The 11,802-nt window shown below is 67.7% G+C and carries 9 protein-coding genes; 3 read left to right on the top strand and 6 right to left on the bottom strand.

Translation table 11 applies throughout. The features are described 5' to 3' along the window. The coding region (locus R2910_12495) for a hypothetical protein (protein ID MEZ4413799.1) at nucleotides 1-816 on the bottom strand (816 nt) is incomplete at its 3' end. After that, nucleotides 813-2,795 carry a M1 family metallopeptidase gene (locus R2910_12490; protein ID MEZ4413798.1) on the bottom strand — a complete coding sequence of 661 codons (1,983 nt, stop codon included), beginning with the start codon at nucleotides 2,793-2,795 and terminating at the stop codon, nucleotides 813-815. The genes R2910_12495 and R2910_12490, both read right to left, overlap by 4 nt. Before the next feature lie 83 nt (nucleotides 2,796-2,878). Between R2910_12490 and R2910_12485 the strand changes: the two genes are divergently transcribed. After that, a complete protein-coding gene (locus tag R2910_12485) occupies nucleotides 2,879-4,327 on the top strand; it encodes a DUF4403 family protein (GenBank protein MEZ4413797.1) in 1,449 nt (482 codons plus the stop codon). A 103-nt stretch (nucleotides 4,328-4,430) separates the two neighbouring features. Here the strand turns inward: R2910_12485 and R2910_12480 are convergent, their stop codons facing one another. Beyond that, entirely contained in the window at nucleotides 4,431-5,000 is a 570-nt protein-coding gene (locus R2910_12480) for a DUF4136 domain-containing protein (GenBank protein MEZ4413796.1), read from the bottom strand. A 31-nt stretch (nucleotides 5,001-5,031) separates the two neighbouring features. Continuing rightward, complete coding sequence (locus R2910_12475; protein ID MEZ4413795.1) at nucleotides 5,032-5,610, bottom strand: DUF4136 domain-containing protein; 579 nt, start codon at nucleotides 5,608-5,610, stop codon at nucleotides 5,032-5,034. Nucleotides 5,611-5,728: 118 nt separating this feature from the next. Between R2910_12475 and R2910_12470 the strand changes: the two genes are divergently transcribed. Together R2910_12470 and R2910_12465 are read left to right on the top strand one after the other, a co-directional pair. After that, nucleotides 5,729-7,153, top strand: coding sequence for a serine/threonine-protein kinase (locus tag R2910_12470; GenBank protein ID MEZ4413794.1), 1,425 nt, complete (start codon nucleotides 5,729-5,731; stop codon nucleotides 7,151-7,153). Continuing rightward, a complete protein-coding gene (locus tag R2910_12465) occupies nucleotides 7,150-9,078 on the top strand; it encodes a hypothetical protein (GenBank protein ID MEZ4413793.1) in 1,929 nt (642 codons plus the stop codon). Before R2910_12470 ends, R2910_12465 begins: the two co-directional genes overlap by 4 nt. Nucleotides 9,079-9,176: 98 nt before the next feature. Here the strand turns inward: R2910_12465 and ahcY are convergent, their stop codons facing one another. Then, nucleotides 9,177-10,664, bottom strand: a complete 1,488-nt coding sequence (ahcY, locus tag R2910_12460) for an adenosylhomocysteinase (GenBank protein MEZ4413792.1) — start codon at nucleotides 10,662-10,664, stop codon at nucleotides 9,177-9,179. After that, nucleotides 10,661-11,653, bottom strand: a complete 993-nt coding sequence (locus R2910_12455) for a metalloregulator ArsR/SmtB family transcription factor (protein ID MEZ4413791.1) — start codon at nucleotides 11,651-11,653, stop codon at nucleotides 10,661-10,663. The genes ahcY and R2910_12455 overlap by 4 nt, the downstream gene beginning before the upstream one ends. Nucleotides 11,654-11,802 lie beyond the last annotated feature (149 nt).

Here is an 11,802-nt window from a genome sequence, read left to right as displayed (position 1 = left end):
ATCGGCATAGAGGCCGTTGCGCGCCTGGAAGTGTGCCAACGCCGCGGTGAGCTCCGGTGTTGCCACGGCGCCGGTATCGGATACGGTCAGCGGGTCAAGGTCGCCTGTCAGGGCCAGCCGTCGCCGCAGCGCCGGAATCCGCGAATCACTTTGCCCTTCCTCCAGGTTCGGGCCGGCCGGGATCGGCTCCCATCCCCCGCTGGCTTCCAGCGCCCGATACCGGGCGAGGTCGCTCCGCAGGCGGAGGTAGAGCGGGTGACGGGGTCCGAGCGCGGCGATGGCTGCCGGCATCGTGTCCGACGTGGCGATCGCCTCGATGGTCCCCGCTACGTCTGGGGGGAGCGGCGCGACAGGAATATGCCAGGTCGTGTCGAGCGCGGCGGGGTCCACCTTGCCGACCGTGAGGGAGGACCAGAGGCGAATCAGCGCCTCGGTGGCCAGGAGGTCAAAGTCCGCCTTGAGCGCGGCCGATGCCGCCGGCGTGAGTGCGAAGGGGGCGAGCTGGGTGAGCGGGTCAAGCAGGTAGTCCCGGGGCTCGAGCCCATCCGCGCGCGCGGCGCGGATGGCCTGGAGCAGCCCGTCGATGCGGTCGGATGACCCCCAAGCCGGCTGGAAGTCCCGGAGGGCGTAGAACTGGGAGAGAATCGTGCCGGTCTGGAGCGGTATGCTGAGGACCGTCACGTCACCGTCGTGCAGCTGCAGGGCGTTGACCCGCGCGCGGATGGATGCGGGGACCGGATCGGTACCCTGTGCCGACACCGGCGCGGCCAGCAGCAGGCACGCGCCGATCGTCGTCGTGAACCACCGGCGGTTCATGGACTCCAGCTGTTGTTCTTCCGGTCGACGTCGGAGAGCTTCTGCTCCGGATCCACCTCGACCTTGACGACCGGCGCTCCGGTGACCGTGAAGCTGTAGCTGGCGTGACCGTCGAGCCAATACTTGACCGGAATCTTTTCCATCACGGCGGTGCTGTCGCTCCGCGTCACCTTCACCTCGCCCGGCATCGGGGCGAGCCCCTTGTCCACGATGACGATGGTGGTGCCGTTCGGGCCCGGGGTCACGCTGCCCACCGACTGGTCCACGGTCCACGTCTCCCAGAACCAGGTGCGCCAGAACCAGCCGAGATCCTGGCCGCTCACATCCTCGAAGGTGTAGAAGAAGTCCCAGGGCGTCGGGTGCCGGTACTTCCACCGGCTGCCGTAGGTCCGGTACGCCTGCTGGAACAGCTCCGGCCCCAGCATGCCGCGGAGCATCATCAGGATGTTGGAGGGCTTCATGTAGCTCGCGACGCCATAGCCGATGTTCGTGTCGTAGCGGTCGCCGTGGCGCATCATCGGCTCCTCGATCCCCATGCGCGCCACCTGCGTGTACACATTCTTGTCCCGCGCCTCGGCGTCGCGGCCGGCGAAGAAGTCCGCCTCGCCCTGCAGGCCGTTGAACTCGGTCAGGCCCTCGTCCTGCCAGGCGTGGCGCTTCTCGTCGGATCCGACCTGCATCGGGAACCACATGTGGGCCAGCTCGTGCACCGTGACGCCATAGAGCGCGAAGGTGTCGGACTGGAAACCGCCGATGCAGGTGATCATCGGGTACTCCATGCCGCCGCACGACTCGGGGCCCTGCATGGCGGTCATCTGCGGCCAGGGATAGGGCCAGAGATAGCTGGAGAGGAACTCGATCGAGTGCCGGGCGTACCGCGCGTCCTGGGACCACTTGGAGGTGGCGTTGCCCGGGAGCCAGAAGGTGTGGATGGCGGCGGTGTCGGCGGTGCCGTTCCCGTCGCGGTCGCCCACCACCGCGCGCGTCGCATCCCAGACGAACTTGTCGGACACGCCCCAGGCAAAATCGCGGACGGTGTCGGCGTGGAACCGCCAGGTCAGCATCTTGCCGCCCTGGGTGGCCTTGCCCGGGCCGCGATCCCCCTCGGCCACCACGTGCACCACGGTGTCCGCGGTGCGGGCGAGCGCCAGTCGCTGCCGTGTCTGCGGCGTGAGGACATCGGCCGCGTTGGTGAGCGTGCCGGTGGCGCCAATGAGGTAACCGGCCGGCACCGTCAGCGACACATCGTAACTGCCGTATCCCATGTAGAACTCGGCGTTCCCCATGTACGGGTCGGTCTGCCAGCCGACCACGTCGTCGTACACCGCCATCTGCGGGTACCAGTAGCTGATGTAGGCGAGGTCGTCAGTGCGGCCGCCGCGGGGCGCGCCGTCGGGTGGCACGGTCAGGCTCCAGCTGAACGCCAGGTCGACGCTGTCGCCGGCGGCGAGCGCGGGCAGCACCGGCACCGACATCACGGTGCTGTTGATCTTGTAGCCACGGGCCTTGTCGGTCGCTTCGGGCACGTCGGCGCCGCGCACCGCCACCCGGGACACGGTGACACCGCCGGTGATCGGGACCGTCTCGTTCCGCACGGCGCTGTCGCCGAAGAGATTGTCACGCAGGTGGACATACACCGTGGTGAGCTGCCGGGGCGAGCGGTTGTAGTAGCGGATGGTGCCGGTGCCGGTGACGCGGCCGGTGGCGGGATCATAGGTGGCGGCCAGGTCGTACTTGGACCACTGCTGCCAGTACTTGGCCCCGGGGACGCCGGTGCGGGTCCGCGTCTCGTTGGTGACCGCACGCCGGAACCAGGGCGACTCCTCCATCGGGTACGGCACCGGGCGTTCCTGCACGACGGTCGGCGGCGTGGCCACGGGGGTCGGGGTGGCGGAAGGGGTGCTCGGCGCGCAGGCGGCCAGGAAGGATGCCCCGGCGACGAGCGGGGTCAGATGCAGGCGGCGAATCACGAACGCCATAATCGGCTCTCCAGGTGTGGGATGCGTGAGGGGAACCTAGCAAGCCCCTACCGTACTGTCATCCCGGCGCTAGGTTTCAGCGCGTGACCATCCGTCGTGTCCTGTCCCCGATAACAACCAGCGCGGTCGTCCTGCTCGTCGCTGTGGCGTGCGAGGGTGGCCGCACCTTCGAGGCGCCGCCGCCCGCGATGGCCACGGGCGCTGAGACGGAATCGCTCCCCCCGGTGCCGCCCTCGCGCATCGAAGTCCCGGTCCGCTACAACCTGGCGCCGGCACTCGCCTGGCTTGAATCCGAGGTGCCCGGAACCTTCGGCAACATCGAGGAGCGGATTGCGATCCCGGACAACGACCGGGTGCACGTCGCTTACGCGGTCATGCGCGAGCCGTTCGTCTTTGGCTTCGATGGCCCGACGGTCACCGCGTCGTCGGTGCTGCACTACGAGGGCAAGGGCTGGTACAACCCGCCGCTGCTGCCCGAGGTGAGCGCCTCGTGCGGCACCGGCGATCAGCGACCGCGGGCGCGCCTGACCCTCCGCGTCACCGGTCGCATCGACGACCACTGGCGCCTGCGGGCACGGTCCACAGTCACGGCGGAGGCGCTCACCAACACCGAGCGCGACCAGTGCGAGGTCACGGTGCTCCACATCGACGTCACGAGAAAGGTGCTCGATGCCGCGGAGGGAGCGCTGCAACAGGAACTGGCGAAGATCAACCGGCAGCTTCAGGCCTTCCCGGTCCGCAAGACGGTGGAAGATGTGTGGGGCTCGATGCAGCAGCCGCTCCAGCTCACCGACAGCCTCTGGCTCCTCATCGATCCGGTCACCTTCCGATTTCTTCCGCCGAGCGTGTCAAGCGACACGCTGATCTGGCAGGCCGGCCTGGAGGCCAACCCGCGGATTGTCGGTGGCGCCCGTCCCGACTCTTCGGCCAATCCGCTCCTGCCACCGGAGCGGGGCCCCGCCCCCGAGACCGAACTGCTCATTCTCAGCGAAGGCCGCCTGCCGTACGATGTGGCGGAAGACATCCTCTCCAAGGCGCTCGCCAACACGAAGATCAAGGTGGGGCGGCACAAGATGGCCATTCGCCACCTGAAGCCGACTCCCCTTGGGGATGGTCGGGTGGTGGTGGCGCTGACGGTTTCAGGCGCCGCCAACGGCACGCTCTACGCCATCGGGCATCCGCAGATCGACTCGGCGGGTATGCTCACCATGCCCGACCTCACCATCGACGCCGGCACCACCGACGCACTGACCGGCGCGCTGGCATGGCTCGCATCCACCGACAAGGTGACGGGGCTGCTGCGGGAGTCGATCCAGGTGAACCTGGCGCCCACCATTGAGAAGGGACGGCAGCTCGCCGAGGAGAACATGAACCGGGAGCTGGCGCCAGGACTCTTTCTCCGGACTACGCTCAGCAGTGCGACGCCGGTCGGCGTCTGGGCCGGACCGGACGCACTGATTGCGCGGGTCATCGTGCGGGGCCAGGGCGCCATCGACCTCGAGCTCTACCCACCGGAAGCGTCCCCCAAGTAGCTGCGCTTCGCGACGAGGCGCCAGGCGCTCCAGACAAAAAACGGGCCCGTGCGCGATGCACGGGCCCATGGTGTTGTCTGGGTGACAGAGGTGTGTCGCGGTCCTACTTCTTGGCTGGCGGCGGGCCGGCGGAGGGCATCCCGGCCATGAGCTTCGCGGTCGCCTCATCCACCTTCTGTTGCGTGGGCGCCTTGTTGCTCAGGTCGCCCGTCATGGTGCCGCGCCACACCATGGTGTTGCTGCCCATCTCGACCAGGTCGATGATGGCGTTGCCCTGGGTGGTTTCCACCGGCTGGGTGGTGGTCATCCCCATCCCGCCGTAGCCCCACCCGTAGCCCCAGCCCGGACCGTACCCGACGCCGGTGGAGGTGGTGACGTAGCTGGTCTGGGTCTTGGTGCCGAAGTAGTAGCGGACGTAGAACTTGGCGTCGGCGTTGTTAGTCACCAGCTTGTAGCCCTTGGCGGCCATCTGCGCCTGGATGGACTGCTTGATCATCGAGTGCACGATCTCGTTGGAGACGATCGGGTCCCCGCCGTTGACGTTCTCGGTCCCGACCCAGGCATAGGTGGCGCCTGCAGGAACGACGACGTTCGGGTTGACCTGGCTTGTGACCGACGGGCCGCAGCTGATCAGCAGCGCGGCGCCAGCGAGTGAAAGAAGACGAACTGACATGATGACTCCGAAGAATGGGGGGTGACGGAATCTACTTCCCGACGGCCGGGAGCTTGGCGAAGAGCTTGTCCACCGCCTCCTGCACCGCTTCCTGCGTGGGAACCTTGCCGGTGGCTTCCTTCGCGTAGATCCCGCGCCAGGCCAGGGTCCCGGACTTGAGGTCCACCAGGTCCACCACGACGCCGGAGTGCCGGGTCGAGACGTCGGTGGTCTGGGTGCCGTACCAGCCGTAGTCCCAGCCGGTCCAGCAGGACGCCCCGCCGCAGGCATTGGTGCTGGCGACGCCGGCGCCGGTGGACACCTGGTCGTTCACCTCGGTCTGCTGAAACTTCGAGCCTACCGCGTAGCGCACCATGAACGCCGCCTGCGCCGAGTCGGTCAGGCGATAGCCCTTGTTCCTGAGCTCGTTGTCGATGGCGGTCTTGATCCGCTGGTTGATGACCGGACTCTGTTCCACGATGCCCTGCTCGTTGGGGACGTGCTGCGGCGGCGGCCCCCACACATAGGTGGCGGCGCCGGGCATCGGGATGGCGTCGTCGCGAGTGACGGTGATGGAGGGGCCACAGGCGAAGAGCACGAGGGCGGCAATCGGCAGAAGGGTGCGGCGCATGGGTCCCCAGGGGTGAGTGGTTCGGAGGAGGAATAATACGCCCCTCTTCGGCCGGCCGTAACCCGCCCGGAGGACCATGGGTTGCGGAGCCGCCCCGCGAGGGGGAGATTGGGAGCCAGTGACTGACGAACAGACCCGCCTCGACGCCGCCCTCGGCGACCACTACACGATTGTCCGTGAAGTCGGTGCCGGAGGCATGGCCACCGTCTTCCTGGCCCGCGACGTCAAGCACGACCGCCAGGTGGCCCTCAAGGTGCTCAAGCCGGAGCTTGCCGCCGCCCTCGGCTCCGAGCGGTTCCCCCGCGAGATCCGGATCGTCGCCCAGTTCAACCATCCCCATATCCTCTCGCTCTACGATTCCGGCGAGGCCGAGGGCTTTCTCTACTACGTGATGCCGTTTGTCGAGGGGGAATCCCTTGCCGAGCGGCTGCACCGCGAGAAGCAGCTGCCGGTGCCCGATGCCGTGCGCATCCTCCGCGAGGTGGCCGACGCCCTCGCCTATTCGCACTCGCGCGGGGTGGTGCACCGCGACATCAAGCCCGGCAACGTCCTCCTCTCCGGCCGCCACGCCGTGGTCACCGACTTCGGCGTGGCCAAGGCGGTCTCAGCGGCCGGCGGCGACAAGCTGACCACCGTCGGCATCGCCGTCGGGACGCCGTCGTACATGGCGCCCGAGCAGGCGATGGGTGAGACCGACATCGACGCCCGGGCCGATATCTACGCCCTCGGCATCCTCGGCTACGAGATGCTGGCCGGTCGGCTGCCTTTCGAGGCGAAGACGGCACAGGGTATCCTCGCGGCGCATGTGATGGAGGCGCCGAAGGACATCCGCGAGGTGCGGCCCGGCGTGCCCGACCCGTTGGCCGACGCGCTGATGCGCTGCCTGGCCAAGAACCCCGCCGACCGCTGGCAGACCGCCGACGAACTGGTGAGCCACCTCGAGATGATCGGCTCCACGCCGAGCGGGGGCATCACGCCGACGCACACGCGGCCGGTGCCGAAGGTCACCTTGCCGCGGACGAAGTCCCCCCGGTCGTGGATCATGGGTGTGGTGGCGGCGGTGGTACTCATTGGGGGAGCCATCGGCGCGTGGGCCATGACGCGTGGTGGCGGCGGCAGCGGCCGCATCGAGAAGGTCGGCGTTCTCAAGATCAACGACATCTCGGGGCAGGACTCACTCTTCGTCCGGGCGATGCAGGATGCCCTCAACACCGCCCTGGCCCAGATCGGGACGGTTGGGGTGGCACCGGTGTCCGACATGCTGCGCTACGCCGACGGCAGCACGCCCGACCGCGAGGTGGCGGCCAAGCTCGGCCTCGACGCCCTGGTGGTCACGTCGGTATTCCGGGCCGGCAACGTCATGCGCATCACGGTGCAGTTCAGCGACCCGGTCACCACCCGCAGCCTCTGGTCCGACACCTACGAACGCGACGTGAGCGACGTGCTCGCGGCGCAGAGCGACATTGTCACTCGCATTGCCAACGGCATCCGTGGGGCGCTCGACCCCGAAGCCCTGGCCTCCACCGATGGAGCGCGTCCATGAAGCGTGTCCTCTTCCTCGGCGCCCTGCTGGCGCTGGGTGCCTGCGGCGATCAGTCAGCGCTGCCGCCGATCACCACCCTCTCGCCCGAGAAGGCGAACGTGGTCGGAGCCGGCTACTCCCCCGACGGCTCCCGGATCTACTGGTGGCAGCGCGATGGCCAGCAGTGGGCGCTCTGGGCGTCGCCCGCGGACATGAGCGCGCCGGCGCGGCTCGAGCTCACGAATCTCTGGACTCCAGATCTCGTGTGGGCGCCCGATGGGTCGCGGTTCGCAGTGTTCGCGAGCAACGGGGAGTCGATGCCACACGCCTGGTTGATCGACACCGCCGCCGGCAGCACGCCGCGGCAGGTGGCAGGCGGTGAAGGGCTTCAGCAACCCGTAGCGTGGAACCGTGACGGCAGGCGCCTTGGCTACGTGGTCGTGGCCGGCGAGTCTGTCATTGCGATGGCCGTCAACGTCGATTCCGGGACACCGTATCGCATGGCCCCCACCGAGACCCGGCCGCACGTGGGCTTCTGGTCGCCGGACGGCAGCCAAATGGCCCTTCAAGTCGTCGACCAGGGGCGGTTCACGATCGCGCTGGCCGACAGCGTCGGCGGGGATATCAGGCAGTTGACCACTGAAGGATTCGAGGCACTGGCCGCTATCCCCTGGTCGCCCGATGGCACCGCGCTGCTGTATACCTCGAATCGGACTGGCGCGGACGACATCTGGCTTCTCCCTGTGAATGGCGACCCCGGCCGGCAGCTCACCAACGACGTGCGGGCTGACAACGCCCCCTTCTGGTCGCCCGATGGGCAGTGGATCGCATTCTTTTCCAACCGGGGCCAGCAGTCCGACCTCTGGATCATGCCGGCGACGGGCGGACCCGCCAGACGGGTTACCGACGACGTGCTGGTAGAGACCCTCATCGGCTGGCGACCGGGCACCGGTGAGCTTGCGTACACGACCGGCCAGACCACTCGTACCATCTGGGCCCACGCACTCGCCGACGGCAAGGAATGGCAGCTCACTCCCGACACCGCACAGGCGGGCTGGTTCAACCTCTCCTCCACGGGGGAGGTCATGGTCAATTTCGTCCGGGGTGGTGGTGTGAACGACTTCGCGGTGCTGCCAATTGGCGGCGGTGAGCCCCAGGTCATTCTGGCCAACGCCGGCGGAGCCCAGGCCAGGTGGTCACCCGACGGCTCGATGCTGGTGTTCCAGTCAGACCGGGGAGGCTCGGACGACATCTGGGTGATGGATGCCGTTGGAGGCGCACCCCGCCAGCTCACCAGTTGGCCCGGTAGTGAAACAGCTCCCCGATGGAACGCCGATGGCACCGAGATTTATTTCCGTGCCGATCGGGAGGCGCTGTTCGGTGATGTCTGGCGGGTTCCGGCAACAGGAGGGGACCCGGCTCGCGTTACCACGACTGGAACCGTGAACGTTTTATTGAGCGTCAATCGGATGTCGCAGGTCTTCGTCGGCCTGATCGGCCGAGGACAGGCGACGTTCACCATGGACTTGGTGGATGCTGATGGCTCGTCGCGGACTCTTTGGGACCGCTCGATTGCGCAGGTAGTGGGCACCTCTCCGACCTCCGACTCTGTCGCCATCACTGTGTTCGGAGGGAGCGCCCCTCAGGCGATGCTTCTCCCCCTCGCCGGCGGCGAGGGTCGACCGCTTCTCCCGGCCGGGCAGACTGGACAGGCGTGGTCTCCAGACGGCAAGGAGATGGTCTACCGGTTCCTCGTCGGTGAGGCCGGCGACCTCGGCATCCTGACGCTGGCTGACGGTTCCACCCGCCGCATCACCGAGACCCCGGAGAGTGAGGGGGGCACGGAGTGGTCGGCCGATGGGACCACGCTGGTCTTCCAGCGCGCGGTACCGATCAGTCGAATCACCACGGCTAACCTGACGAAGCTGCTGGGGGCGGCGCACTAAGGGCTTGCTTCGTCGGCCCCTTCGGGGCCTCCTCGCAATGACAGAACGAGAAAGGGCGGCCAAGTGGCCGCCCTTTCCGCGTGCAGGTCACCGAGAGACTAATACCGGTAGTGATCCGGCTTGTACGGCCCCTCCGGCTTGACGCCGAGATAGGCGGCCTGCTCCGGCGAGAGCTGGGTCAGCTTCACGCCGAGCTTGCCCAAGTGGAGCCGCGCCACCTTCTCGTCGAGATGCTTCGGCAGGGTGTACACCTTCTTCTCGTACTTGTCGGCGCTGGTGTGGAGCTCGATCTGCGCCATCACCTGGTTGGTGAAGCTGGCCGACATCACGAAGCTCGGGTGCCCCGTGGCGCAGCCGAGGTTGAGAAGCCGCCCCTCGGCCAGGATCAGCACGCTGTGCCCGTCGGGGAAGACATATTCATCGAACTGCGGCTTGATGTTGACCCGCTTCACGCCGGAGAGCTTCTTAAGCCCGGCCATGTCGATTTCGTTGTCGAAGTGGCCGATGTTGCCGACGATGGCCTTGTCCTTCATGCGGGCCATCTGCGCCGCGCTGATGACCTGCTTGTTGCCGGTGGCGGTGATGAAGATGTCCGCGGTGCCTACCATCTCTTCCAGCGTGGTGACCTGGTATCCCTCCATGGCCGCCTGCAGCGCACAGATCGGGTCGATCTCGGTGATGACCACCCGGGCGCCCTGGCCCTTGAGCGCCTGCGCGCATCCCTTGCCCACATCGCCATAGCCGCAGATGACCGCCACCTTGCCGGCGAGCATCACGTCGCTGGCGCGGAGGATGCCGTCGGTCAGCGAGTGCCGGCAGCCGTAGAGGTTGTCGAACTTCGACTTGGTCACGGCGTCGTTGACGTTGATGGCCGGGAAACGGAGGGTGCCGGCCTGCATCATCTCGTAGAGCCGGTGCACGCCGGTGGTGGTCTCCTCGGAGACCCCGCGGATGTCCGCGGCAATCTTGGTCCACTTGCCGGGATTGGTCTTGAGGTTCCGCTTCAGCACCTCGAGGATGACGCCCCACTCCTCGGAGTCGTTCGCCTCGTCGAACGCCGGCACCGCGCCCACCGCTTCATAGTCGGCACCCTTGTGCACCAGCAGCGTGGCGTCGCCGCCGTCGTCGAGGAGGAGGGTTGGGCCGGAGCCGTCGGGCCACTCGAGCGCCTGCTCGGTGCACCACCAGTATTCCTCAAGTGTTTCACCCTTCCAGGCATAGACCGGCACGCCGCTCGGGTCTGCCACGGTCCCCTTCGGTCCCACGACGACGGCCGCGGCCGCATGATCCTGGGTGGAGAAGATGTTGCAGCTGACCCAGCGCACGTCGGCGCCGAGCTCGGCGAGAGTCTCGATCAGCACCGCGGTCTGCACCGTCATGTGGAGTGAGCCCATGATCTTGGCCCCCTTCAACGGCTTCTTGCCCTTGTACTCGGTGCGGAGCGCCATCAGGCCGGGCATCTCGAACTCGGCCAGGCGGATCTCGTTGCGACCCCACTCGGCGAGCGAGATGTCGGCCACCTTGTAGGGCTCGCGGCCCTTGTCCATGGAGTGGAAGGGATGCTTGCTGGGAGCGACGGCAGTCATGATGAACCTCGGCGAGAAAGCGGGGAAGCAGGAACGTTGTGTCGATGGTCAGTGGCACGCGGCCTGACCGCGACCGCGGCGAATAACGTCGGTCCCTTGGCCGCCGGATCGGCGGGAAGGGGGTGGTACGTGGTGGACGCGAAACCGGCATCGCGGCCCCAGGTGCCGATGGACTCGGCGTCGAATCCCGGCCAGAGATGGCCCATCGATTCGACGAAGTCGGTGCGCTCGTGCGGCATCATGTCCACGATCAGCAGTTTGCCGCCCGGCTTCAGCACCCGCGCCGCCTCGGCGAGGACCCGGGCCGGTTCGGGCGCCAGGTGCAACGCCAGCGAAATCACCGCCGCATCGAGCGAGGCGTCTTCCAGCGGAAGCGCCTCGAGATCGCCGCGGTGAAGTTCCACGTTCCGGAACGATGCCAGCCGCTTCCGGGCCGCGGTAAGCATCGGCGCTGAGCCGTCCACGGCCACGACCTGCCGGACGAACGGAGCCAGCGATGCCGCCACCTGGCCGGTGCCGCAGCCGAGGTCGCCCACCGCCCAGGTTTCGTCGAGCAGGGCAGGGAGGGCGGCCAGCTCCGCGCGGGCGCCGAACAGTTCGCTGCGGAGCCGGTCCCACTGGCCCGCCGACGTCGCGAAGAACTCCCGCGACCTGGTGCTCCGCTCGGCGAGCACGCTGCGGAGCCGGGTCGCGTCCTGCCTGGCCGCAGGCGCCTCGGCAATCTCGCCGCTCACCAGCTGCCAGAGCTGCCGGGCTCCCGGATCGAGGTCGCGCAGCGCGGCACGATACCGGTTGCTCGTTCCCTCGGCGCGGACCGCCACCCACCCCTCGTCGGCCAGGAGCTTCAGGTGTCGGCTGACCGTGGACTGCGGGAGCCGCAGCACCCGGCAGAGTTCACCGACCGTGAGGGCGTCCCGCTCCAGCACCAGGAGCAAACGGCTCCGGGTGAGGTCGGCGAGGGCGCTCAGACGGTCGAGAACGGCAGGCACTATGTATTATCCTTTCAGCCGGATAATAAGATAGTGTGAATGCCTCCCTGGCGTCAACCCTTGTAGCTTCTGCCCCGCTGCCCCGCTGCCCCGCTGCCCCGCTGCCCCGCCGTTCACCTCTTCACCCCCTGACCCCCTCTCCATGATAT

This window comes from Gemmatimonadales bacterium (genome assembly GCA_041390145.1).
Lineage (GTDB): Bacteria > Gemmatimonadota > Gemmatimonadetes > Gemmatimonadales > GWC2-71-9 > SPDF01.
Note: the sequence above shows the minus strand (reverse complement) of the source record. Positions and strands in the feature narration are given on the sequence as shown.

Bases quoted from the DNA above. Each gene is read 5' to 3' on its own strand.
- R2910_12490 (MEZ4413798.1), bottom strand. From the start codon at position 2,795: ATGGCGTTCGTGATTCGCCGCCTGCATCTGACCCCGCTCGTCGCCGGG.
- R2910_12480 (MEZ4413796.1), bottom strand. From the start codon at position 5,000: ATGTCAGTTCGTCTTCTTTCACTCGCTGGCGCCGCGCTGCTGATCAGC.
- R2910_12475 (MEZ4413795.1), bottom strand. From the start codon at position 5,610: ATGCGCCGCACCCTTCTGCCGATTGCCGCCCTCGTGCTCTTCGCCTGT.
- R2910_12465 (MEZ4413793.1), top strand. From the start codon at position 7,150: ATGAAGCGTGTCCTCTTCCTCGGCGCCCTGCTGGCGCTGGGTGCCTGC.
- ahcY (MEZ4413792.1), bottom strand. From the start codon at position 10,664: ATGACTGCCGTCGCTCCCAGCAAGCATCCCTTCCACTCCATGGACAAG.